The organism is Crinalium epipsammum PCC 9333 (assembly GCF_000317495.1).
Taxonomy (GTDB): Bacteria; Cyanobacteriota; Cyanobacteriia; order Cyanobacteriales; family PCC-9333; genus Crinalium; species Crinalium epipsammum.
Genome location: NC_019753.1, coordinates 3,341,643 through 3,367,136, shown reverse-complemented (window position 1 = coordinate 3,367,136; position 25,494 = coordinate 3,341,643). Strand labels below are relative to the sequence as shown.

Annotated in this window: 22 protein-coding genes; 10 read left to right on the top strand and 12 right to left on the bottom strand. The window is 39.4% G+C overall.

What is annotated here, in order from left to right:
- Positions 1–43: 43 nt before the first annotated feature.
- Positions 44–919: a lipid kinase gene (locus CRI9333_RS14640; protein ID WP_015203940.1), complete on the bottom strand. Its 876-nt coding sequence runs from the start codon at positions 917–919 to the stop codon at positions 44–46.
- Between the two features lie 323 nt (positions 920–1,242).
- On the opposite strand from CRI9333_RS14640, the gene CRI9333_RS14635 reads away from it, so the two are divergent.
- Complete coding sequence (locus tag CRI9333_RS14635) at positions 1,243–1,461, top strand: DUF4327 family protein (RefSeq protein ID WP_015203939.1); 219 nt, start codon at positions 1,243–1,245, stop codon at positions 1,459–1,461.
- Between the two features lie 32 nt (positions 1,462–1,493).
- Here CRI9333_RS14635 and CRI9333_RS14630 read toward each other — a convergent pair whose 3' ends face one another.
- From CRI9333_RS14630 to hflX, 5 genes are all read right to left on the bottom strand, one after another.
- The gene (locus CRI9333_RS14630; RefSeq protein WP_015203938.1) at positions 1,494–2,723 is read right to left on the bottom strand and encodes a protein kinase domain-containing protein; all 1,230 of its coding nucleotides are present in this window, start codon (positions 2,721–2,723) and stop codon (positions 1,494–1,496) included.
- Complete coding sequence (locus CRI9333_RS14625) at positions 2,723–4,888, bottom strand: serine/threonine phosphatase (protein ID WP_015203937.1); 2,166 nt, start codon at positions 4,886–4,888, stop codon at positions 2,723–2,725. The genes CRI9333_RS14630 and CRI9333_RS14625 overlap by 1 nt, the downstream gene beginning before the upstream one ends.
- A 110-nt stretch (positions 4,889–4,998) precedes the next feature.
- Positions 4,999–5,613, bottom strand: a complete 615-nt coding sequence (locus tag CRI9333_RS14620) for a pseudouridine synthase (RefSeq protein WP_041226067.1) — start codon at positions 5,611–5,613, stop codon at positions 4,999–5,001.
- A 7-nt stretch (positions 5,614–5,620) separates the two neighbouring features.
- On the bottom strand, positions 5,621–6,613 hold the full coding sequence (locus tag CRI9333_RS14615) for an L-lactate dehydrogenase (RefSeq protein ID WP_015203935.1): 993 nt from the start codon (positions 6,611–6,613) through the stop codon (positions 5,621–5,623).
- A gap of 269 nt (positions 6,614–6,882) precedes the next feature.
- The gene (gene hflX / locus CRI9333_RS14610) at positions 6,883–8,589 is read right to left on the bottom strand and encodes a GTPase HflX (protein ID WP_015203934.1); all 1,707 of its coding nucleotides are present in this window, start codon (positions 8,587–8,589) and stop codon (positions 6,883–6,885) included.
- A gap of 646 nt (positions 8,590–9,235) precedes the next feature.
- On the opposite strand from hflX, the gene CRI9333_RS14605 reads away from it, so the two are divergent.
- Positions 9,236–9,982 carry a WGxxGxxG-CTERM domain-containing protein gene (locus CRI9333_RS14605; RefSeq protein WP_015203932.1) on the top strand — a complete coding sequence of 249 codons (747 nt, stop codon included), beginning with the start codon at positions 9,236–9,238 and terminating at the stop codon, positions 9,980–9,982.
- A 76-nt stretch (positions 9,983–10,058) separates the two neighbouring features.
- Here CRI9333_RS14605 and CRI9333_RS14600 read toward each other — a convergent pair whose 3' ends face one another.
- Positions 10,059–11,492 carry an MFS transporter gene (locus CRI9333_RS14600; protein ID WP_015203931.1) on the bottom strand — a complete coding sequence of 478 codons (1,434 nt, stop codon included), beginning with the start codon at positions 11,490–11,492 and terminating at the stop codon, positions 10,059–10,061.
- Positions 11,493–11,564: 72 nt separating this feature from the next.
- Between CRI9333_RS14600 and CRI9333_RS14595 the strand changes: the two genes are divergently transcribed.
- The gene (locus CRI9333_RS14595) at positions 11,565–12,086 is read left to right on the top strand and encodes a phosphoribosyltransferase (RefSeq protein ID WP_015203930.1); all 522 of its coding nucleotides are present in this window, start codon (positions 11,565–11,567) and stop codon (positions 12,084–12,086) included.
- A 38-nt stretch (positions 12,087–12,124) separates the two neighbouring features.
- On the opposite strand, the gene CRI9333_RS14590 is transcribed toward CRI9333_RS14595, so the two are convergent.
- Positions 12,125–12,541: an auxin efflux carrier family protein gene (locus tag CRI9333_RS14590; protein WP_015203929.1), complete on the bottom strand. Its 417-nt coding sequence runs from the start codon at positions 12,539–12,541 to the stop codon at positions 12,125–12,127.
- Positions 12,542–12,720: 179 nt separating this feature from the next.
- Here CRI9333_RS14590 and CRI9333_RS14585 point away from each other — a divergent pair, with 179 nt between their 5' ends.
- Both CRI9333_RS14585 and CRI9333_RS14580 read left to right on the top strand, forming a co-directional pair.
- Positions 12,721–13,590: a M15 family metallopeptidase gene (locus tag CRI9333_RS14585; protein ID WP_015203928.1), complete on the top strand. Its 870-nt coding sequence runs from the start codon at positions 12,721–12,723 to the stop codon at positions 13,588–13,590.
- Positions 13,591–13,675: 85 nt separating this feature from the next.
- Positions 13,676–14,350, top strand: coding sequence for a hypothetical protein (locus CRI9333_RS14580; protein ID WP_015203927.1), 675 nt, complete (start codon positions 13,676–13,678; stop codon positions 14,348–14,350).
- 64 nt (positions 14,351–14,414) lie between these two features.
- Here CRI9333_RS14580 and CRI9333_RS14575 read toward each other — a convergent pair whose 3' ends face one another.
- Together CRI9333_RS14575 and CRI9333_RS14570 are read right to left on the bottom strand one after the other, a co-directional pair.
- The gene (locus CRI9333_RS14575; protein WP_041226065.1) at positions 14,415–15,377 is read right to left on the bottom strand and encodes a GGDEF domain-containing protein; all 963 of its coding nucleotides are present in this window, start codon (positions 15,375–15,377) and stop codon (positions 14,415–14,417) included.
- 466 nt (positions 15,378–15,843) lie between these two features.
- A complete protein-coding gene (locus CRI9333_RS14570) occupies positions 15,844–17,409 on the bottom strand; it encodes a SagB/ThcOx family dehydrogenase (protein ID WP_041226696.1) in 1,566 nt (521 codons plus the stop codon).
- A gap of 86 nt (positions 17,410–17,495) precedes the next feature.
- Between CRI9333_RS14570 and CRI9333_RS14565 the strand changes: the two genes are divergently transcribed.
- A complete protein-coding gene (locus CRI9333_RS14565) occupies positions 17,496–19,928 on the top strand; it encodes a dynamin-like GTPase family protein (RefSeq protein WP_015203924.1) in 2,433 nt (810 codons plus the stop codon).
- Between the two features lie 61 nt (positions 19,929–19,989).
- Here the strand turns inward: CRI9333_RS14565 and CRI9333_RS14560 are convergent, their stop codons facing one another.
- Positions 19,990–20,469 (bottom strand): MgtC/SapB family protein, encoded by a 480-nt coding sequence (locus CRI9333_RS14560; RefSeq protein WP_015203923.1) that lies wholly within the window; start codon positions 20,467–20,469, stop codon positions 19,990–19,992.
- Between the two features lie 262 nt (positions 20,470–20,731).
- On the opposite strand from CRI9333_RS14560, the gene CRI9333_RS14555 reads away from it, so the two are divergent.
- From CRI9333_RS14555 to CRI9333_RS14545, 3 genes are read left to right on the top strand one after another with little or no spacing between them, the layout of a single operon-like run.
- Positions 20,732–21,121 carry a KGK domain-containing protein gene (locus CRI9333_RS14555; RefSeq protein WP_015203922.1) on the top strand — a complete coding sequence of 130 codons (390 nt, stop codon included), beginning with the start codon at positions 20,732–20,734 and terminating at the stop codon, positions 21,119–21,121.
- An 11-nt stretch (positions 21,122–21,132) separates the two neighbouring features.
- A complete protein-coding gene (locus CRI9333_RS14550) occupies positions 21,133–21,378 on the top strand; it encodes an HNH endonuclease (protein WP_015203921.1) in 246 nt (81 codons plus the stop codon).
- 42 nt (positions 21,379–21,420) lie between these two features.
- Entirely contained in the window at positions 21,421–22,710 is a 1,290-nt protein-coding gene (locus tag CRI9333_RS14545; protein ID WP_015203920.1) for a HEAT repeat domain-containing protein, read from the top strand.
- Positions 22,711–22,845: 135 nt separating this feature from the next.
- Here CRI9333_RS14545 and CRI9333_RS14540 read toward each other — a convergent pair whose 3' ends face one another.
- Entirely contained in the window at positions 22,846–23,772 is a 927-nt protein-coding gene (locus tag CRI9333_RS14540; protein WP_041226063.1) for a hypothetical protein, read from the bottom strand.
- Between the two features lie 237 nt (positions 23,773–24,009).
- Here CRI9333_RS14540 and CRI9333_RS14535 point away from each other — a divergent pair, with 237 nt between their 5' ends.
- Positions 24,010–25,419, top strand: a complete 1,410-nt coding sequence (locus CRI9333_RS14535; RefSeq protein ID WP_015203918.1) for a hypothetical protein — start codon at positions 24,010–24,012, stop codon at positions 25,417–25,419.
- Positions 25,420–25,494 lie beyond the last annotated feature (75 nt).

Below are 25,494 nucleotides of genomic sequence, written 5' to 3'. Positions count from 1 at the left end.
ATTAAAATTACTTAAGGTAGTGCTAAATTTCGCTGTCTCCTATTCATTTATTAGGTACAAATACCTGTAAAGCATTTGGTATTACGCGAAATCTTGCTGGAGTTTCAGTTGTACGTTCGCCATCTGTATTAATCGCGTAAGGCTTGCGAGTATGTAATCTGATATCTTTGCCTTTAATAGTCCGTACACCTTTACCAATCGAAGATTTACCCCGCAATGCAGCAGGTATTAAAGGTAATATTTCCCACCAGTGCTGAATTTCTAAGCTATGCAAATCTAGGGTTTGGTCGTCTATTGTGGCATCATCGGCAATTACCAAACCGCTACCGTAATATCGACCGTTAGCTACAGTAATTTGTATAGTTTTTACTTCTATAGATTCGTCATCACACAAAATATCTACCCAAAAAGGGCGTATTGTTAACAAAGTTTGCAAAGCTGTCACAATATAGGCGAAAACGCCCCAATGTCGCTTTAATCGTTTAGAAACCCGCCGATTAACTTCTGCACTTAACCCCAGACTGGCAATATTAAAAAAATATTTACCGTTTACCCAGCCTAAGTCAATACTCTGCACTTTTCCCCCAGCAATAATTTGACACGCCTGGGGTATTGATGGGGGGATTTTTAAGGTGCGTGCGAGATTGTTAGCTGTGCCTAACGGTAAGATGCCTAACGGTAAGTCTGTATCTAACAACCCTTCCACAGCCGCGTTAACTGTGCCATCTCCACCCCCAATAATGACCAAATCTACTTGTTGGTGGTATTGTCGGATGATTTTGGCAAAATCAGCAGGGTTATTACTTTTACCTTCAATAATTTCAATATTTAGCTGACGCAATTCCTGCATCGCTTGTAGCAAGGCATTTTTACCACGTCTAGCATGAGGATTAACTAGCAGCAATGCCCGTTTACTCATTTGTTTTTTGGATAATTGCGAGTGCGATCGCAATGCTTCTATACATTTGACTACACTAATACCATTAATTTTTAACGATAGATCATGCTCAATACGCTCTTTAATCCCTGACTGCGGAGGTTAAAGCATCCCTTTTTCATCACGATTACACCAATAATGTAGTAATTACCGTACATTTAGTAACAAAGTACTTGCCAAGATCAGTGTTTATAGGTTAAAACTATAAATAGTTGCTTCCCTATAAGATAGTCTCTCCAAATATCTGAACATGAGGAGGGGGAAGCCAGTTTGTTCAAATATTTAGAAAACTAATTACTAACTTTATGACACAGCAAGTTATTCACCCAATGGTGAAGTTGCAGCGTCAGGTACATTCCCTGGTAGACTCCAATATCCTTAAAAAGACGGATAGTCTTTGGAAAATAGCGTTTTTGTACGGTGATGAATGGGTTCACTGGAAGCAAGAATTACTTGATTTTGGCTTCACAATGCAAGATCCAGTCAGCGATTTTCTAGCCGTTGATGCGTGGGACGAAGAGTAAACACTCAACAGTTATCAGTTATCCGAATATTGCTAAAAGCTAATTGCTGATTGCAATGCCTGAGATAGCTGTTTTGCTGTTTGAAAGCGATCGCGCGGTTTGTGTTCTGTTACTCTGTCAATAACAGCCGCTAATTTAGGCGTAATAGTGGGGATACTTTGGATATCAAACCGATATTCTGCCCCACGCTTGCGATAAAAATTCATCGGGTTTTCACCAGTCAGCGCAAATATCAGCGTCGGACCAATGGCATAAAGATCAGACTGAGTGCAAGGTTGCCCTCGGTCTTGTTCTGGCGCACTATAACCCTCAGCGCCGATGCGGGTTCCTGGTCGTGCGTCAATTTCCTTGACTGCCCCAAAGTCCAGAACCACCACGCGATTGTCAAGCTGGCGTACCATCAAATTCGCAGGCTTAATATCTCGGTGAATTAGTGGTGGGTTTTGGCTGTGGATATACTCTAGAATGTCGCAAGTTTGAATCATCCACTCGATTGCTTGAGTCGGGATGACTGGACCTTGTTGATAAATCCGCTTCTCTAAATCCTGACCGTGAACTAACTGCATTGCCAAGTATTTCTTATTACCTTCAATAAAGAAGTCGTAATAGGTGGGAATTCCTTGATGATGAAGTTCTTTTAAAATCCTCGCTTCTCGTTCAAATAGTTCTCGCGCTTTGGCAATTTGCGCCATGTCTGCGTTCATTTCTTTGAGGACTAACATTTGCGGTTTGCCAGTTTGGGGAGAATGTTTATCTAACGCTAGATAAGTTGTCCCCATACCACCCTGTCCTAAAATCCGTAACACTTGGTAGTTACGCACATATTGTTGTACCTGCACTAAAGGTTGACCGCAGTGAATACAGAATAAACTACCAGGGGGATTACCCGCATGATTACAAGCCACCGATGGTGGCGGTGGGTGAGGAGTTGCTACTACTTGCTGAAGTTTAAATTTTAAAGTTGGACCCCCTCTCGCTAATTGGATTAGGGAATCATTATTAACAAAACCACGAGTTACTACTATTCCATTTAGTAAAGTCCCGTTAGTTCCATGATTTACCAGTTGCCATTGTTCAGACACACCCTCAATTCTTAAATCACCAACTTTGTGAAGTTCTAGGTGAAATCGAGAAACAAGAGGGTTGTCTATTACCACATCATTATCTGGGGAACGACCAATTTTAATATTGGATCGATTGTGAAATTCCCACTGCTGCATAGGCGTGGATGCCTGGGGATGTAGCAAAGTCAACGTAACCATCAAAAGCCTTGTTGTTTTTCAGCGTTTGGTCGCACTTTGGCACGTACTAACAAAGCGGTAATGTTATCGTGACCATTGTGCTGATTGGCAAGGTCAATTAATTGCTCAACGCCCTGAGTTAAGTTGGCATGGGAACGCAGGAGGGGCAATAAGGCATTTTGCCAATTCACTTCTAGCAGATCGTTATCGGTCAAACCATCAGAAGCTAAAATCAACAGGGTATCTTCTTGCAACTCTAGAAAATTTACGTCAGGTTTGACAAAATTTTCGTCTCTGGGACCTAATGCTTGGGTGAGTTGGTAAGCATCGGGGCGAGAATAAGCTATTGCAGGTTCTACACCACGTTGAATTTCCCGTTGTCCAACTTCGTGATCTATGGTAATTTGCTCTAAACCGCGTTTACGGGTAAGGCGATAAATCCGAGAATCTCCTACATGAGCGATCGCAATTTTTGTATCCTGAACTAATAGCATCACTAAGGTAGTACCCATGCGACCGCTACCAGCAGTGGCTTTTTGTTGGTTAACATCATAAATCGCACTGTTGGCTCTCCGCACCGCCTCACGAATGCTGTTTTCGTCTGGTAATTGCTCTTTCCAATTTTCTTCAAAGTATTGCTTTAAGGTTTGCACCGCCATTGAACTCGCTACTTCGCCGCCCGCGTGTCCTCCCATGCCATCGCAGATAATATAAAGACCACGAGCTTGAATGCTTCTACCTTGCGGAGTTTCTTGTTTTTTGATTTGCGTCTGAATAGCAAAGGAATCCTCATTGTGATTTCTTTGGCGACCAATATCTGTCTCTCCTGCGTCCTCCAAACCGACTAATTGCATGGGGAGAATTACTGTGGGCGCGTCAGCATCTTCAGATTCAGTAATATCCTCTTTGAAATTATCTGTGATCGAGAATCCAGCCGTCTCTTCAGTATCCTCTATTGACTGTTCAGGTTGTAGTTCATTGGCGATCGCTCTCAAATGCTCGTATACTTGCTCAATGCTCTCAACTTTACCTGTAGCTACATCTTGGACAAGTTGTTCTAAGGAAGCATCGGGCGTGCGTTGGGACTGTTGGAATAAAGTTTGCCAAAATTCGCCTAAATTTTGCAGAGTCACTGAGGATGATGGTTCCTCATATAGTTTTTGCAAGCTGAATTTATGGTCTTCATCTACTCGCAAATTAGTTATTTCCAATAAACTTTGACGACAATGGAATGGTTCTAAAGCCTCCCAAAGATGTGCCATTTCATTCAAGTTGTACAAAATTTCAAAAATAGGCACTTGTTCATCGCGCCAGACATCTACCAGTAGCGACCATTGAGAACGATCTTCTAGTAATAGCACTTTATAGTCGTTTTCCTCCCAAGCATCATGGATACCTGGTAGGGTTGGAGATAAAGAACTGTTAAGTTTTAAATAAGGTTGAGCGAGCGCTGGGATGTGTACAGCATTCAAAAAGCCTGAATCTACAATATCAGCTTCTTCTCCAGGGGCAGATGATTTAAAGATACCTTGTTGCTGCCCCATCAAAGCTTCTAGGGGCGACTTTTGAAAAGGTTGGCAGTCTAATACTCTTACTTCAAATTGCCCGTCAGATGTAGATAAGGGAGTCGGTGCAATAATTTTATAACGTTGCTGCACTCCCAAATATTCTTGAGTCAGCACCGTAGCAGTAGCCGGAGACTGCCCAGAGTCATCCCCAAGAGAAATTTCATCTTGAGTCGCTGCTTCTACAGGTTGAGAGTTATCTACTACAGATGAAGAAATATTTACAGGTTCGGATACTTGGCAATTTTCATCTTCAGGGTTTTTTTCTATCGACTCTGAATAAGTTTCTGAAAATGGATTGAGATCTGGAATATTTAATGTATTCGCTGTGGGAACTTCAGAAGATAATGTCTCAGGGGGTGTCAAAATCGGAGTGTTAGCTGCGGCTTGTATGGTTGTCGCGACAGTTGGGGTAGCGATCGCAGACTGAACAGCATTTTGGGAGATAATTGCCCACAAAACTGTTCCTGTAAAGGCATCACAATTCTGACACTGCGCTGCACTTAATGGTACTTCAGCCCCGCATTCGTCGCATTTTTTTGTGGTTAGGGAAGTTCCACATTTTTGACAGAACTTGTTGTTATTGGGATTTTCAAACTTACATTCGGGACAGACAAGCATAGTGGAACTTCCTCAATTCCTATACAGGTTCTAAAGGCACAGATCTGTATTAACAATTATCATAGTTTAATCCGCTCAAAGCTGACGGCTGATCGCTGATAGCTGAAAGCTTATATTTTGCTCAACTGCATGAGCATTTGTTGTTCTGTTGATGTTAATTCACGCCACTCACCAGGCTGTAAACCTGTAAGATCAAGGTGAGCGATCGCAAAGCGTACCAATCGCAACGTGGGAAACCCTACAGCAGCCGTCATTCTGCGTACCTGTCGGTTCTTACCTTCCGTGAGCATCATCTCTAACCATGCCGTAGGTACATTTTTACGATATCTGATCGGCGGCTCGCGCGGAGGTAAATTAGGTTCTCCTAGTAACAATTCTACTTTCGCAGGTCGGGTACGATAATTTTTAATCAAAACACCTTTCCTGAGTTGTTGGAGCGCATCATCATCAGGAATACGTTCTACCTGCACCCAATAAGTCCGATGATGTCCAAATTGAGGGTTAGAGAGGCGATGCTGTAAGCGCCCATTGTTGGTTAACAGCAGCAACCCTTCGCTGTCCCTGTCTAGTCTCCCTACTGGATAAATATCAGGGATGGGAATGTAGTCTTTAAGGGTACTATGTGGATGGGTTTCTTCGCCTGTCTTGGGTTCACCTGCTTCTGTATCAGTAAACTGGCTTAAGACATTATAGGGTTTATTAAACAAAATGTAGCGATACACAATATATCAATTAAAGGTTAAGTTGTGCGATTGTTTGGCGTAAAACCTGACGAGATTTTTGGAGTTGCTGTTGCTCTAAGGAAGTTAGAGAAATATTTAATACTCGTGTCACTCCTTGACGATTTACTACCGCAGGTAAACTCAGACAAACATCTTCAATATCATGAATACCATTAATCATTGTGCTAACAGTAAAAACTCTATTTTGGTTGCGTAAAATTGCTTGCACAATTTGCGTTACACCCAATCCAATAGCATAGCAAGTTGCACCTTTACGCTGGATGATTTCGTAGGCGGCATTCTTGACATTTTCAAAAACTGCTTGTAGGCTTGGATCAATTTGATTATTCTCTAAATTATCGTCTACTAATGGCGAACCTGCTATATTAACTTTGCTCCAAACAGCAACTTCACTATCACCATGTTCGCCAATGATATAAGCATGAAGGCTACGTGGATCTATCGTTAATTTTTCTGCTAAGAGATAGCGAAATCTAGCTGTATCTAGTAGTGTACCCGAACCGATAACGTTAGAGCTAGGAAGCTTAGATAATCGTAGTGTTACATACGTCATGATATCAACTGGGTTAGTAACAACCAAGATGATAGCTTTAGGGCAATATTTTACTATTTCTGGGATTAAGGTTTTAAATATTTCTACGTTATGTTGTACTAAATCTAAACGACTTTCTCCTTGTTTTTGCTTTGCTCCAGCAGTAATAATTACAATATCGGCATCTTGACCATCTTGTAAAGTACCACCTTTGACTATGCTTGGTTCTACAAAAGGGAGTCCATGAACTAAGTCCATAACTTCACCTTCTAATTTCTCCTGATTGTTATCAACAATTACCATTTCATCTAAGGTATGTTGAATTAACATTGAGTAAGCGCAAGCCATACCTACTCGTCCAGCACCAATAATTACGCCTTTACGTGGGCGGCGAGTAATTGTTAAATCTTGTTCAAATTCAGAGGAAGATGTAAACAATTTTTCAAACATAATTTTTTTGATGATTAATTAGTAATATTTGTGGTTAAGAGACGGTATTGAATGTGAGTAATCGACTTAGGCTATTAACCATTGATTTGATTATAATCTACTAGGAAAAAATAGATCAAGTTAGATTTCAAGTTTTACCGAGTGCGATCGCATAAATCAAAAATATATAGCAATTAGAATGTATACAGAACTATAGAAACTTAAGTTAGATAATTAACTCCAGATTTAATATGTTAAAAACTTGGAATAACTTCGTTATTAAAGTTATTCTAGCTCAAAGTAGATGGAATTACATATCCATCAATTAGTTGTAGCAATCGCTGTTTTAATGTATCTAATTCCAGATGTTTAGTAGCTGAAATAAAAACAGATTCGGGATACTGTTGTTGAGCCTCAGCTAGAGTTTCATTATCTACCCGATCAACCTTATTAAAAACAATTAAAGTTTGACCAGGCATTGCAGGTAAGTCTGCTAGTATTTCTTTGACTGATTGAATATGGCTTTCCCAAGCTGGATGGGAAAGATCAACAAGGTGTAGTAGTACATCCGCCTCACTAACTTCTTCTAAGGTTGCTCGGAAAGCATCCATTAGTGCTGGAGGAAGTTCGTGAATAAAACCTACTGTATCTGTCAGTAGAATGGATCTACGCTCTTGGGTGTTAGGGTCTGTAATAACCAGTTTTCTAGTTGTAGGGTCAAGGGTAGCAAAAAGTTGATCTGCTGTGTAAACTTCGGCATGAGTTAACACATTTAGCAGAGTAGATTTGCCAGCATTGGTATAACCCGCTAAGGCAATAACTGGAATTTCTTGTTGTTGTCGCTGTTCTCTTAAACGGGTGCGATGGGCTTGTAGTTGGTTAACTTCTTGCTGGAGTTGGTTGATTTTTCGCTGAATAGTACGGCGTTCAGTTTCTAACTTGGTTTCCCCTGGTCCTCTTGTACCAATTCCACCGCCTAGCCTGGACATTTCCTGACCTCTACCTCTAAGGCGAGGCAACATATATTCTAGCTGTGCTAGTTCTACTTGCAATTTACCTGCTTGAGATTGAGCGCGTTGAGCGAAGATATCTAAAATTACTTCTGTACGGTCTACAACTCTGATGCTAATTGTACTTTCTAAGTTACGAGCTTGAGAGGCGGAGATGTCGCGGTCAAAGACTATAAGATTGGCTCTTAATTGATGGGCAATGTTAGCAATTTCTTCTACTTTACCTTGACCAACTACGGTTTGAGGATGAGGGCGCGATCGCTTTTGAGTTACTGTGTCTAATACTTTGCCACCAGCAGTATCGACTAACCTTGCTAGTTCTGCCAGACTATCTTCAAATTGGTGTTGTGACATATTCTCTGTCATCAACCCAACCAGTAACACTCTGTCATGGTCAGATTCAATGCCAAATTCTTTTAATGTTTGATGACCAGAACCAGTAAACTCGGCTTCCCATTCATCTATTAACTCATCAAAGTCTTCCTCGCTCAGAGCATCTATATTGAGAGGACTAGAAATAATCCAAGGCGTTTGTGGATCGGGTACTAAGTGAGCTAAATAAGTTTCCTTGACATCACCTGTTATACCGCGTTTGCGATCGCTACCACTACTAGAAATAGCTAACACTACTAAAGCATCTAACCGTTGGCGTACCATTGCCGTTAGTGATGCGGGATCTGGTGGCTCGGATTTCGTTTGAGTGGCAATACAACGAATTCCGCTTAAGCGTTCAGCACTATGTCGAGGCAGATCTGCGGCTGAAAGTTGAGTTTGGCTTGGTGTACCTACTGCAACTCGGATAATTTGCCCACGTCGGTTGATATATATACAAATTGGATGATGAATTTCTGTGCTAACTGTCGCTATAGTTTGGGCGAATTCAGGAGTAATTAGGCGATCGCTACTTATACGCTGCTCATATAGCTGTTTTAGCTGTTTAATATGGCTAGATTTTAACCCTTGAATATTGCCGTAAAGAGTTTCCATAATTTTGTCGTAATAAGTATAAATAATAGGAGATATGTGGCTTTCACAAACCTCCTACTCTCTTTTTTAATCATAACCACTTAAGTTATACCTTAGTGGCAAGGCAAAATTTGCGCTTGAGACACTAAAAATGAATTAGCTATTGATTGAAACTCCCTGAACTAAAGTTGCGGGAGTTATCTGATGAAAATATCCTTTTTAGCAACTAGAAAGATTTACTACCCGTCATACAAACTAGCGATCCCAATATTTGATGGAGAGACATATCCGCGCAGGGTAATCTACCAAAAGAAACAAATTGTGTTTATTAATACAATACTGTGGAGTCTGGTATTTAATTTATTTATGCCTTATATTTATTTTATAAATAAAATAACTAATTTTTAATTAATGTATAATTTGATGCTTATATAAATTGTTAAATCAAAAATTGTATCCAATGGTAATCATAGTTCCATCGCTGGATAGAAGCTGTTGGTACTAATGACAATTATGCTACGTGGTGAGTGTTTTAAATATCCTTTGGGGTAAAGAGAAAACATTGGGTATTACAGACAAGATAAACATTTTTATTTAGTCAAAGACTCACAACTTGAGCTTGCTCAACAACTCACAAGATTCTAAGAAATAAAAGGAACTATAAACGATGAAGTCTTCTAATTTATCTAAAAGTGTTTGGGCTGGGATCTTTGCTCTAAGCTTTGTTGGTGTGTCCTTGCCTTTGTCTGCTTTGGCTCAAGGTGCTGCTACTGGGACGGCGGGTGGCACAGGTACGACAGGTACTGGCACTTCTGGCACTACAGGGGGTACAGGTCTTACAGGTACGGGAACTTCTGGTGCGACAGGCGACACTAGCACTTCTGGCACTACAGGGGGTACGAGTATAACAGGTACTGCCACTTCTGGCACTACAGGAGGTTCGGGTACAACAGGTACTGGCACTACAGGCGGCACTGGTCTTACGGGGACTGGTACGGCTGGCAGTACAGATAGCACAGGTACGACAGGTAGGGAAACTTCCGGTGCTACAGGTGGCACAGGTACGACAGGTAGGGAAACTTCCGGCGCTACAGGTGGCACAGGTACTACAGGTACAGGGACTTCTAGCACTACAGGTGGCACGGGTACTACAGGTACTGGCACTTCTGGCACTACTGGTACCACAGGTACTACTACGGGTGGAACAAGTTCTGAGACTACTACAGAGTCTACTACTACAACTACAGATACTACTACTCCAGCTACCAGTGGTACAACTACTGGAACTACTGTTTATCAATCAACAGAGACCCAACCAGAGCGCCATAATAATTGGGGTTGGTTAGGTTTGCTTGGTCTAATTGGTTTAGCCAATTTGTTCCGTAAAGATGAAGAACCAGTTCGCTACCAATAGACATCTCCATTAATTAAAGCTCAGTTACCTAAAATTATTGCAGAGACGCGCCGTAGAGACGCGCCCTGGCACGTCTCTACATCTTTTGCGATCGCCGTTCCCGTAATTTGAGCATAATTTCTGCGTGTACTTCGCGGGTAAGAGGATAAAAGTATGCCAGAATCAGTCCACCAATTACCGCCGCCGTTGGAAAAGGTCCTATGGCGACGCGGATGGCAAATAGTGCTGAATCCGGTTGTACTTGCTGACCTGGAATAAATTTAGCTGCTTCTAAAGCTAATCCGACTATAAACAACCCGATTGCTAAACCGATTTTTTGCAGTAACACCATAAATCCATAAAAGATGCCCTCCCGACGCTGACCAGTATTGAGTTCATCTAATTCAATTACATCTGGTATCATTGACCAGGGAATTAGATAGGCAGTAGAAACGCCAAATCCTGCTAATACAGCCAAGAAATACATCAAGCCAATTTGACCTGGTTGCAAGAAAAATAACCCTATCTGAGCAATTAGCCACAGGCTCATACCCATAAAATAAACTGCTTTTTTGCCTAATCGCTTACTAAGAGCAGTCCAGGGAAATAGCATTAATAGTGCGGTTCCTTGAACCCCTAGCGCCACTTGTGCCGAAACTTCTGGTTTTAAACCCATCCAGTTAACTACGAAGTAAGGAATGATTGTAGCTGTGGTTTGGACTGCTAACCAGGAACACAAATATATTCCAATCACAAATAGGAAAGCTCGATTGCTAAAAGCAATTCGTAGCTGTTCTAAGTAAGGTATTGAGGTTGAATTATCTTCTTCTGGATTTTGCTGTTTGACAGTAGCTACACGCTTGCGTGTACCCCAAATACAAATGTAGGAAGGCACTATGCACAGTAACGCACATATACCTCCTAGCACTAAATATTGCTGACTTTTATCTTTAATAGTAGAAAAGATAATTTGAGCTAAAACTAAAGATAAAATACTGCCGCCAATTGAAAATGCAAATCGGAAACTATTAAGGCTAGTACGTTCGTTGTAGTCTTTGGTTAGTTCTGGTGTTAAGGCTGTGTAGGGTAAGTTAACAGCAGTAAAAGCCGTGTTGAAGAAAATACCAATTATGATGTAGTACCAAAACAATCCCCATTGATTATTGCCAGTGCTACTGTTAGTTAAAAATGGGGGAACTATCCAGTGTAATAAGAAGAAAATTCCCAAGGGAACTGCACCGAAGATCATCCAAGGATAGCGACGACCCCAGCGAGAACGAGTGCGATCGCTTAATACTCCTACAATTGGATCGTTAATCGCATCCCAAATCCCGCTTACCATCCGCACACTACCTGCCAATGCAGCACCCATGCCTGCTACATCAGTCAGGAAGAATGATAAATAAAATACCAAGATATTAGCCGTGATAGCCGAACCCAAATCTCCTGCACCATAAGCTAACTTGGTAGACAAATTCAGCTTTTCGGATTCTGGGGTGTCAAAATCATGCTCAGAAGCAGAATTATTCATTAATTTTTACAGCAGATTAAAATAATCACTTCTTATTTAATATCAGATGTTAAACCCTAGAATCATGATGTTATGCCAGATCTCTATATGTCTTGGTCAGAATACCACCAAAAAATTGAACAGTTAGCTGTTCAAATCTATCAGTCTCAGTGGCAGTTTGACCAAGTTGTTTGCATTGCTAGAGGCGGGTTACGAGTTGGAGATATCTTATCTCGGATTTACAAAAAACCCTTAGCTATTTTAGCTACTGCATCTTATGGTGGTAGCGATGGTCATCAGCGTGGTTCTCTCCAAGTTGCCCGCAATTTAACTATGACTACAGACAAATTAGGTAGCCATGTTCTCTTAGTAGACGATTTAGTAGATTCTGGGATTACTCTACAAGAAATAATTAAATGGTTGCCAGAACATGATGGTGCTGGTATTCAAGAAATTCGTACTGCTGTAATTTGGTACAAAGCTTGCTCTATTATCAAGCCAGATTACTATGTGGATTATTTAGCAGATAATCCTTGGATTCACCAGCCGTTTGAACGTTATGAAGAAATGAGTTTAGCAGAGTTAGGTGAGGGAGGAGGGCAACGGATGGTGTAACGGATGTAACGGATGAGTTGTTGGTGGGTGGCAATGATTTAATTGCTGAAGATTAATAACCAGATGGGGAGGGTTATTGGAAAGCCCAAATATCCTGTATTACCAATCATTGCAGATAACAGAAAACTTCCCTGAGTGGCTTTTAACCACAGCTTTGATCTCGGTTCAAGATCAACTGGCTGCCAGTAGGTTTGAAGGCAAATCCAGATCCACGCTAATCCGATTCCTAGTAAAATAGCTACCCAAGCTACTATTGGTGCAATCCAAATTTGTCCCGATAAGTCTGTTTGACGCAGAAAACCAAAAATACTGATCGGTACACCTACCCAGAAGAGAAACTTACCTACATATTCAGGTACAACCTTTGGTAAGTGGCGACCTAAAAACCATCCTAGTAGGACACCACCACCCAGAGTTATATAGAGTTTTAAAAGTTGAGACCCTATACTAAGCATAGTTTTATACTTTTTAAGCAGTTGGAAAGAGCAAAAAATACAGGATACTTAACTTAGTTTGAGAGGAAAGATTTTATTGCTTGTTGAAAAAATAATTTATCAGCCAAAAAGCTCAAGCTTGAATACTTATCGCTGTAATCAGTCTAAAATTTCAGAAAGTTTTGTGGAGGAGGGGTTCCTTGGATAACGCTGGTCTACCTGGACAACGAATGGATGTTTCTGAATCATCGCCAATAGATGAGGATGATATTCCGGCTGCAATGCGGGATGATACACCTATTGTTAGTCGTCGCTACAACTTAAAGCCAATTATGTTGGTTGGTGGTGTATTGTTGGGTGCGATCGCTTTTGTTGCGGGTATATTGATTGGTACTGCACCACAAAAGTCGTCGCTTAATTCCTCAACGTCGGATCAAAGCACAACTGAACCTAGCCCAAATGCGACTAATAGTCCTGATCCGACTTTATTAGGACACTTTGCCTATCAAGCAGCACCGACATCGGAATTAGAATCAATTACGCCAGGGGGTAATTTTAAGCTGCGTAAAGCGGCAGCGAAACAATATCAGGCGATGGTGGCAGCAGCACGAGCCGATGGTGTAATCATAGTACCAATTTCTGGATTCCGTACTATTGCTGAACAGCAACACTTGTTTTTTGATGTTAAGGCGCAACGAGGACAGTTAGCGGCAGAAAGGGCAGAAGTTAGCGCCCCTCCAGGTTATAGCGAACATCACACTGGCTATGCCCTAGATATTGGTGACGGCAATGTACCAGCAACGAATCTCAGCCAAAAGTTTGAAAATACAAAAGCTTTTAAGTGGATGAATAAAAATGCTGCGCGGTTTAACTTTGAGTTGTCGTTTCCCAAAGGTAATCCTCAAGGGGTAAGTTATGAACCTTGGCACTGGCGTTTTATTGGCGATCGCAATAGTTTAGAAACTTTTTATAAGGCTAAAACTGCAAGCGGAAATCAGCAGGAACCAGCACCCAAAAGTCAAGTTTCAACACCTCCAACTCAGAACCCAGAAAGCAACACTAAGAATTAATTTGAGTTGCATTCATATAGATCATAGGATTGGTGATGGGTTGTCCACTCATCTCCCCCATCTTCCCCTCACTCTCATAGCAGGTATGCAACAAACTTCTCTGAATTTAATTGCTATTGGTGTCTTTGTAATGACGCTTTCTAGCTTGCTGATGCCATTGTTTAATATCTCGCCAGCAATTCCGGCGATCGCAGTTTTTGGGATTTTAAGCTTTGCTACTTTGGATACTTTGAGTTGGCGAGGAAAAGGCGTTAATCTGCTGTTAGATGGCTTTGCTAGATTTTCACCTGAATATCGCGATCGCATTATTAAACATGAAGCTGGTCATTTTCTGGTTGCTTATTTATTAGGCATTCCTATCACTGGATATACTCTCAGTGCTTGGGAAGCTTTCCAAAAAGGGCAACCAGGACAAGGCGGGGTTAGCTTTGCACCACAGGAATTTACTTCACCACAAGCCGCGATTATTATCCAACGTTACTGCACTGTTTGGATGGCTGGAATTGCAGCAGAAAATTTAGTTTACGGTAATGCTGAAGGTGGTGGGGAAGATCGACAAAAACTCCAAGAAGTCCTCTCAGGAATGGGACGTTCTGTTAATGAGTGTTTACAGCTAGAGCGTTTTTGTATTCTTCAAGCAAAAACTATGATTCAAGAGCATTTAAAAGTTTATGAATCTATAGTAGCGGCAATGCAGCAGCGCAAATCAGTAGAGGAGTGCTTGACAATTATCAATGAACAATTATCAATTATCAATTAACAGTTATCAATTAACAATTTTCCCCTTCCTCTCTCCTCTCTCCTCTCTCCTCTCTCCTCTGCCCCTAGCTTTGTGATTCGGGAATAACTTGGTTGCGACCAGCAGCTTTAGCTTTTAAGAGATTTTGGTCGGCACGTTTGACTAAACTTGTTCCTTGTTCGTCATCTGTAAGATCGAGGGTGGATACTCCTATACTGATAGTAATATGTAGGCGTTCCTTTGGTTGAACGATAAAAGATTGCTTGTCAACTAAGCGACGTAAACGTTCAGCTATATCTCTTGCCGAAGCCGCTTCAGTGTTGGGCAATATTATCACAAATTCTTCGCCACCATAACGAAAGAAGCCATCCTGAACACGCAATTGATTGCGTAAGCGTGCTACTAAAATTTGCAGGGTGCGATCGCCTACTAAATGTCCATGATTATCGTTAACTGATTTAAAATGGTCTACATCTAGCATGATTACGCTCAGAGGTTGATCGCATAAACGTGCATTAATAATTTGCTCTGGTAACTCCGATTTGAGGGCGCAACGATTCTTGATTTGTGTCAATGAATCTGTAACCGCAATTGTCGATAAAACAATATTACTTTGTATTAGATCGCGGAATTGACGAGTTTGACGCAACCCAACCTGGATTTGTGCTAAAAGCAGGCGGTTTTCTGCTTCATAAGTTGATCCACTTGCCCCTGAAGTCATTGCCATGTAAGCATCTGCTCCGTTTCCTAAAGCTTCTGCCGTGATATCCAAAGGGAGACACTGATCATTTCCTTCAAATTGGTCTTCTACAAAAATGCAGTAAAGCCAATTTTTTTGACTTTGTTCTTTTATTTTGCGGCACAGATTGAAATTATTTTTATGATTTGCCTGAATAATTAAAATACTAGGTTGTTGTTTTTGAATTTCTGGTAAAACTTCATCCCAGTCATAACAGGCATTGATATTATCATTAAATCGATCAAAAACACGAGCACTTAATTTGGAAACAAATTCTACTGTTCCTACTATCAAAACATAAGTGTCCATGATAAGCTGTAATTGATAAAAATCGCATTTGTGAGTCTGACGATACGCTGTGATGACTTTCTCTAGGGGATACATAATTATATTTATTTGGATAGCAAATCAATTATTTATGGTTTATTGAAACACTTACTATTATTTAAAACTTTACTTGCTTAAATAACATCGCCCGATTCTTTGACTTAAAAGTAAAATAATTTGCAATATAATATTGTTCAGGTTTTTCACAATAATCCACCAATATTTTGATTTCAATCATTAAATACAAATTTTAAGATTTTTAGAACTGTAGAACAATAACAAATAATTATAAAAGCCCGATGTATACGTTTACGTATACTTAAACGTATAACTTATTTTTTTAGCAAAAGATTGCAATAATCTTTTAGCCTATAATGGTCAGCAGTTTTGTATATTAGGACACTAATTAGATGTCTATTGGTAATCGTTTATTACTAATTGTTAAAAACTATTTTGGTCTTCCTAATGTTGTAATATAAATAACAGCTTCATCTGCTGGAATACCTAAAACTTCATTTACTTGATCGTCAAAAAAGCCTGCAATACCGCTAACGCCTAATTCTAGGCGGATAGCAGCTAAATTTAATCTTTGTCCCAAGTGACCAGCATCCATGTGTAAGTAGCGGTAAACGCGATCGCCATATTTTTGCACTGCTTTATTAAGGTCTGCTGTATTGAATAATACAGCAGCCGCATCTCGACCTAAATCTTGACCTAAACAAAGATAATGTAATTCTCGTCTGAAGTTTTTAAAGCGAATTTGCCGTAACTCTTGTGCTTTCGGGGCGTAGTAGTAGCAACCATCTTCTAACCCATCTACTCCTGAAACAGCGATAAATGTTTCAATTAAACTCAAATCAAAGTAATCTGGTGAACTATCTAAACCTTGCTTGGTGTAATTTTGGGGTTGGTAAGTAAAATCTAGTAATGCTTTCAGTTCGCTTAAAGTTAATTCTGCACCACTATAATCGCGGGTAGAACGACGTTTGAGAATGCTGGTTTCTAAAGCTTCTAAAGGCATTTTCTCTGGGTTATCTCCTGCCCAATTAATTGGTGGGCTGACAGTAGAAACTTTTAAACAGAAGGGGAAATTGTATTTATCATCAAAAAATGTTTCTGTGGTGGTATTAATAAAGAATTTAGGTAATTTATCTTTTACGTCTTGATAGTTTTTTTCCAAAATTTGTGTAGCTTTATGACAATATCCCAATAATTCACCATCAGGAATTTTAGGATAATCTGTTTGAGTGGTTGATGGTAAAGCTGTTGGCGCTGCTGGTATTTCTTTAAAATCTTGCAAATCTGCTAAAGGAATGACAGTTATTGCTCCTTCTTGTTCAGAATCGAGATAAAGTAATTGGTTAACAGCTTCATCTACAAAACCACCAATTAAGTAAGGTCTAAAATCGTTGAGGGTGGCGGCTAACTCAATATTGCCTAGTAGATGCCCTGTATCTAGAAAAATCCGCCGATAGGCTCGATCTTGATAGCGCCATGCTGAACGATAGAAGATAGCTGTAGTTACTATTGCTAGTTGTGTATTTTCTAAAGCTGGATGTTGAAAACAAGCTGTTTGTAATTCTTGCCAAACATTACTAGCCCAAAAATGAATTAATGTATGATTTTTTGATTGGTAGTTATATAATCCTGGTGGTAATTGTGCTGTACCACGAGAAATTATATAAATTTCTGCTGGATATAAACCACCAGCAGAAGGCGCTGCCCGGAGATACATTGGTTGTCCCATTATGGGAATTTTTGCTGTTAATCCATAGCTGCACAATAGCAAGCGACACAGACGCGCCCACCAGTTAGCAGCAGTAAAATCGGGAAATGTTTCTGGTTTGTTAACTAGATAAGGTTTGAGATCAAAAGATGTACCTATTTTGTATTCTTTAAATGGTATTGGTTGTTTGTTCCAGTCTATTCCCTGATTTTTGCGGGCAATTGTTTCGGGATGATATTTTGTCCGTTCGTGGTAATGTTCAATTATTGATTTTTGATTGTTTGTCATAATTCGCATTAAAGGGGATATCTATTGTTTAATTATCCTAGCTATAGTTGTTAATATTGACGATCTTTAAAAAATTTAGTGCCTTTATGACCAAAATGCCGCCTCAGTGCGAAAACTTGCAAGCGCAAGTTGATATTCTACTAGATTTACTTCATCAGGAACCGTCTTTACGCACTGAAGATATTACTTCTGTGCAAGCGTCTTTGAGAAAGGCAATTTCGCCGACGTTTGAAATTGTGTTTGCTGGTGCGTTTAGTGCGGGTAAATCTATGCTAATAAATGCACTGCTAGAACGGGAGTTGCTTTATAGTGCAGAAGGACACGCGACTGGTACTGAGTGTTACATTGCTTATGCGAAACCAGATGAAGAAAAAGTTGTTTTGACTTTTTTGAGTGAAGTTGAGATTCAAGGTCAAATAACTGCTTTGTGTGAAAAGCTGGGATTGCCGATTGCGATTAATGTTAATAATTCTGAAGTTGTTAACCGTATACGCCAAGAATGCCAAACAATTATTACAAAAGAGGGTGGCGAGAGTAAGTCAGATCGAGCGAAGCAAGCGAAGGCTTTAGATTTATTGTTGGAAGGGTTTGTCGGAAATCGCGATCGCATTCATACTGTTAATAATGCTACCTATTCTATGGAGCAGTTTAACTTCTCTAATCTTAAGGAAGCTGCTACTTATGCGCGTCGTGGTAGTAATAGCGCAGTTCTTAAACGCTTAGAATATAATTGCAATCATCCTTTATTGGAAGATGGCAATGTGCTAATTGATATGCCTGGGATTGATGCACCTGTTAAGAAGGATGCAGAATTAACTTATCGCAAAATTGAAGACCCCGAAACGTCGGCGGTTGTATGTGTACTTAAACCTGCATCTGCTGGGGATATGACGACGGAGGAAACGGAATTATTAGAAAAGATGCGGAGTAACCCAGGAATCCGCGATCGCGTATTTTATATTTTTAACCGTATTGATGAAACTTGGTATAATGTGCAACTGCGCCAACGGTTAGATGATTTAATTAGTTCTCAGTTTCGGGATACGTTGAAGGTTTATAAAACCAGTGGGTTATTAGGATTTTATGGTAGTCAGCTAAAAAATACAAGTGGGCGCGATCGCTTTGGTTTAGATACCATATTTGCTGAGAGTGTGAAAAGTACTGGTATTAGTGAAGATACTCCCCAATTTGTCTATGAATTTAACCGTTACTGTGCCAATTCTGGCAAATTATCTCCTAGTCAGTTTCAAATTTCCGTACATAACTATGAAACGCCTAATCAAAATTATGTGCGGATTTTAGCTGATCAGGGAAAACCTTTAATTCAACAGCTAATTAAGGATAGTGGAATTGAGGAATTTCATACAGCAATTACCCGTTATTTGCAAGAAGATAAACGGCGAGAATTATTTTCTAATTTAGCTGATGACTTGCAACCATTATGTATTAGTTTGCGTAAGCATTATCAAGCGGTTGAGCGAGATTTGGACAGTCAACCCCGCGAAATTGAAACAATGAAAGCGCGGGAAGTAGAAAAACTCAACCAGGAATTACAACAAGTTGGGCAAGAATTTAGCCAACATATAGCAGAAGAAGTTAATCAGTTAGTTACAAATTGTTCTGATGCTTTTGAAACAGATTTCCGTGTATTACAATCGCGGATGATTCGCCGTTTAGATGAGTTGCTTGATACTTTTTCTGTAGAAGCTGCTTATAGTCGTGCAACTATGAATCATCCCCGCAATGCTACTGCACCTTTAATTGCTGTTTTAGTGGAAGCACTTTATTACTTAGCAAATGAATTAGAAGATATTTTAGTAGAATCTTGCAAAGAAGTAATTCATCGGCTATTTCAAAATATTGTTGAACGTTGTCGCAAAGCCGAATTTTACCGTAAATTGTATCGTTTGTTAGGGAATGATGGGGGGATTGAACAACAGTTGAAACAGGTAGAAAAAGCTGTTTCTGATGCTTTGGTAAGTGCAGCGCGAATTGAGTGCGATCGCTTTGTGCGCGAAAGTGCGCGTTTTTATGATGAAGGTACATTTTCTATCTATCAATTTCGACAAACATTACAGCAAACATCCCAAAGTTATGATATTGAAAGTATGATTGAAGCTGAACCTGCAATTAGGCAGTTGTTGAAGTTAGATTTTGAGCCAAAAGTTTTTCAAACAATTAAACGTAACTTCCGCCAAACTATTAACCAAACTCTCAAAACTAATCTGTTACCAATGGCAGAGCATCAAGCGGATGAAATTTTGCAACAATATAATCAGGCACGCGCTTATTTAGAGCAAACATTAGAGCAAGAAGCTGAAGAAAAACTTGCTCGTAATCAGCGATCTTTAAGTGAAGTTGAGCAAAAAATAGCAGCTTTTAATCAAGCTGTTGAGGGGATTAATAGTTGTTTACAGGCAATGCAATTGTATGATCATGTTTTGCCTGATATCCCTCAATCTGATGCAGTTTTAGATGCTGTTGTTATTACAGATTCAGATACTAAAGTGTATTTGTAGAAGGGTGATATAGCTATACAGGTGTGTAGAGACGCGAAATTTCGCGTCTCTACATTTTAGCCTAAATTTCATTTTTATCTCTGTTTTTAAAAGCAACCTTTTCTATCTTCTTAGCAACACTAAGAGTAAACAATGTCATTAAAGTACCAATTGCGCCAAGTTCCCATAAACCACAACCTGCAATTAATCCTAACGCTGCTGTTACCCAAATTCCTGCTGCTGATGTTAACCCCCGCACTTGTGGTTTACCTGTCTCTTGAGTAGATTGATGTAATATTTCTCCCGCGCCTAAAAATCCTATACCTGTTGCGACTCCTTGAATCGCACGACTAAGGCTATCAACTGATGGGGAATTACTCGCTATTAAGGGAACCAAAGCAAATAACGCCGCGCCTAAGCTAACTAGCATATGAGTTCTCAATCCAGCCGCTTTACCGCTTAGTTGGCGATTCCAACCAACAACTCCCCCAGCGATTAAGGCTAGAGTCAGTCTAATTGTTAAATTGAGCCAATCATGGGGATTAATATACAGAGAATTCATTAACAGCGCGTTGTGATGTTTATAGCAAAGATAATCTTAAATTAAATTTTTATACTTATTTAAAAGAACCCTGCCCCCCTCCCCTTAATAAGGGGAGGGGCTGGGGGTGGGGTTTTCCGTTCTCGGTTGTATACTTATTAAAGATTTATGTTTAAGAAGAACATGATCCTAGTACTGATAACCCAGAAATTACTCAACTAGAATCACCGCTAGACGATCTACGCCGGATAATTAATCAACAAAATCAACAACTAAATTTTTTATGAACAATCAATTTCGCCCCCTCGATTCTGAATCAGAAGAAAATGATATTGCAGTGTTATTTTCCGAGACTGGTTCTATTTTTAAGGTAGGACAATTGATTTCAGCATTCAATGAGGTTTTGAAGGATCAAGCATTATATACTTTACGACAAATACTAGGTTCTAAAGGTATCATCCCTGATGATGTGTTTGAACGAGCTTGTGATTGTGAAATACTTAAACCTGGCTCTAAAGGTTGGAAAAAAGGAAGAGTAAAAATCAGAATAAGTTTAGAATTTTGCCCTGACGAACCCGAAGATACAGAAACACCAGAAAACAATCAACCCGAAACTAACGAACCTGAATCACCACTAGATGATCTCCGCCGTATGATTAATGAACAAACTTAGGAAAACAACCAATGAGTAAAACACCCAGAATTCGCATTCCTCCTGAAGTCAGGAAATATGTATACGATCGCGATCGCTATCACTGTCAAAGCTGTGGTAAAACTCAATTAGAAACTGAACTTACTATTGATCACATCATCCCCCTTGCTACTGGCGGTTCTAACGATATTAGTAATCTGCAAACACTCTGCCGAATTTGTAACCAGCGCAAACAACACTACATTGATCCTCGCTTCCGGCGGCATTTTGATTTATAAATAAACTAAGGTATATTGCTGAAATAAAATTATTTGTTTCACATGATATTAAATATTTTATCACAAGCACAAACAGCAGCCCAACAAAAAGATTGGTCTTTAGTAAGTCAATATTTACAACAACTCATCACCGCCAAACCAGAAAAAAATCCTGAGACAGCATCTCAACTAACTACAGCAGAATTAGAGCAAGTTTTATACCTAGCTTTAGAAGTACTTAATGCGGGTGATTTTCAAGAAAGATGGGATGTTGCAAAGGTGTTTCCCAAACTGGGAGAAAATGCGATCGCACCTTTAATTACCATCATGCAAGATGAAGATGCAGAGATTGAATTACGCTGGTTTGCAGGTCGCATTTTAGCAGGATTTAATCATCCTACAGTTGTTACGTCTTTAATTGAATTAATCCAATCTACTGAAGATGAAGAATTAGTAGAAATGGCGCGGACAGGATTAATAAATCTAGGTTCCTCTGCAATAGACGCACTTACAGGTTTATTATCACAAGAAGAATCACGTTTATTAGCAGTGAGATCGCTTGCTCAAATTCGTTCTTCTCAAACTATCGCTCCTTTACTTACTGTTGTCAAGGATCAAAATGTCACAGTACGCGCTACTGCAATTGAAGCTCTTAGCAGCTTCCATGATGCTAGAATTCCTCCAATACTGTTATCAGCTTTGCAAGATTTAGCTGCACCAGTCAGAAAACAAGCTGTGGTAGGTTTAGGTTTACGTCCTGATTTAAGGGATGAATTAGATTTAGTTAACCACATTAAACCGCTACTATATGATTTTAATATAGACGTTTGCGGTTGTGCGGCGATCGCACTCGGACGTTTAGGTACTGATGACGCTGCTACTGCTTTATTTTCCATACTTAAATCACCAGCAACACCAGAAGTTTTACAACTAACAGTTGTCAGAGCATTAGCTTGGATAAATACATCTTACAGTTTAGATTGCTTGCGTCAAGGGTTAACTTCTACGCCATCAGTATCTCAAGAAATAATCATGCAGCTTGGAAGGATAGAAAAGCCATTAAAATCACAAGCAGCAGATATTCTGATCGAATTTATTAACTCAGAACAACTAGCGCAACAAACTAACCTGAAAAACTCCTTAGCACTAGCGTTAGGACAATTAGGAGAAATTAAGGCAATAGATACACTAATTCAAATGTTAGCAGATTCAGATGTACAACTTCATGCGATCGCAGCCCTAAAAACCCTAGCACCACAACAAGCACATCAACAACTACAGCAGTTAGCAGCAGATACCCAATTATCAGTAGAATTAAAACAAGGAATTGCGATCGCTTTACAAGAGTGGTAGCGCCAATCAAATTATATTATGTGCGTCTCTACATAATTTCGGGTTAATCATACATATAAGTCCCCCTCTCCGTTGACAGGGAGGGGCAGGGGGGTGGGGTTTTACTTACTTAAAATTATTTCTAATGATGCACCATCATTCTTTAATTTTTAAATTCTGACTTTCTAACTTATCCTTAATTTTCCGCCATAACTCCATATCTTCTGACTTTAAATTATTAGCATCCTCAACCACCTTACCTTTATATTTACAAACTACCCCCCGTTGATTTGCTACAATCGAAAAATCTTGCGTATCAGGTTTGTAAATTAAATTGTAGCCAGCGCCTTTTGCTAACCAAACTCCTGGTTTAATTTCTTGCGTTTTTCCAGCTTTAAGACAGCCATTAAAAATCCGAATAGCTATAGGAAGTATAGCTTCTGCCCCTTGAATTTGATTATGATCTATCTGTGGTACTTGCTCAGATAATGGCTGATTATCAGCATTAATACTCTGCGCCGTAATACTATTAATATTATCTTCTATTTGACTATCTGTAATTCGGCTTAACCAAACCATGCCATCTTCATTATTTACATAAATTTCATCAACCAACGTTTTAAAAAAGAGTCCTCCTAGGTTATGACTAATACTTCTTATAGGATACCATTTAGAGCGGGTTAAAATTAGCAAGTCTAGCTTAATTTCGTGTTCGTTACTCGCACGGTGCTGAGTCCACCATTTTTTAAATAAGGTTTTAACAGGGGTATAATTTACCTTATAACCAGCAGGAATTTCATGCGGCTCATACTGAATTAATTTCGATCCTTTTATTTCACCCACAGGGGCAAAAGTATGCGTCAGTAGTACCTGACTCATTAAATAAAAATGTTTTGAAGCTGTGTTAACGCTAACTGCTTTAACAGGATTTTTATCAGCGATAACCGCTACAACCGTGCCATTTCTAGCTAAAAGTTGGTCAGTCTTAAATGTAGATTCAACTCTTAAGTTTGGATTTGATAAAAGTTCACCCTCTCCCTTGATAAACTTTTCAATTAAGCTGAAGTCATCAAGCATAACCATAGTATGAAAGCAAACTCATAATTATGAAACAGCTATTTTGCCCGAACTAGATAGACTACACAGCTAAAAGTTGCTATTTTTTGCTGTCATCTATCATTGGTCTTACTATTGTCTAATAAAAATGATAATTTAGTCAACCGAATTACTGTTTATCTATCTTTAGGTAGATCCTTCCTAGTATAGATGACAATTATTCAACAAAATTATAATTTTTAGAAATTACTTACTCTGCGATTTATGACTTCACAAATACTTGTAAAAAAATCCCCAATTAGACGTAATAGCTGGCTGGAAAAAATCATAGCTCTGATTGCTGTGATCAATTTTTGCTTAGTATTATTTAATATCAGCTATATACATTGGCGTGATGTTTATCTAAATGAAATTCCTATTTTAACTCAATTGTATGACCCGATTCAAGGAATTGAACCTCATCGAGAGACAGCACGCTATTTAGAGCAGGTAAACAAACTACAAGAACAGATTACGCAAAATGGTTTAGCCTCAACTGAGGTAGAACAATTGCTAGAAAAATTACGTTTTCTGAGCAACGAAATGATTGAAGATAACCCCTTTGCTGGGGCAAATAAAAGTGGGTTATTAGAAAAAATCAAACATGATATTCGCGATCGCGTTGGCATTCGTTCAGCCCATCAAGCATTTGCAACATTTTGGAGCCAAGAACATCTAGCGGCAGTAGGTTGGCAGCAAGAAATCAACTTTTTCAACACTAAAATACGCCCCTTGATGAATTATAATTACTATCGAGGGATTGATATCAATGGAAAATTTGTTGATAAATTTTGGCAAATTGATTTACCATTTGTGATAATATTTAGTTTAGAGTTTCTAGCTAGAACTTTTTACATTAGTCGCCGTAATCCTCATTTAAATTGGTTAGAAGCGATACTGCGTCGTTGGTACGATTTATTATTACTTATACCTTTCTGGCGGGGGTTAAGAATTATTCCAGTAACAGTTCGTTTGTATCAATCTGAGTTACTCAATTTAGAACCTTTAAGAGCGCAACTTAACCATGATTTTGTAGCTAACTTTGCTGAGGAAATAACAGCAGTAGTCGGCGTACAGATAATTAATCAGATTCAAGAAATAATCAAGCGCGGTGAGGCTGCACGGTGGTTGCTGCATCCAGAAACTCGCCGTGCTTATGTGCAGGTAAATCCAGTAAATGAGGTAAGTGCGATCGCATCTCGCCTAGTAAATCTCAGCGTCTATGAAGTCATGCCCAAAATTCAACCAGATCTAGAAGCATTACTTCATCATAATATTGAAAATGCTCTTAAGCAAATTCCAGGTTATCAACAACTAAATCATCTTCCTGGCTTAAATCACTTACCAACTCAAATCACCCAAAATTTAGTTAATACCCTGTCTGATAAAGCTTACGGTACTTTAGTAAATGCTGTACAAGATCCAGCCGGAGCAAAACTTACCGCTCGTTTAAGCAAGAACTTTATCAACGCCTTAGATGTGGAGTTACAAAAGCCGCAAAACCTGCAAGAAATTCAATCTTTACTTATAGATATGCTTGAAGAAATCAAAATTAATTACGTTAAAGGAATTGCCGAAACAGGCGTTGAAAAAACCTTAGATGAAACTCAAAAAGTGCAGAGGTTGAACAATTAACAATTATCAATGACCCAGATACTATTAACGAAATATTACTTAACATTTAAGGAAAGGTAAAAACCCAATTCTGGG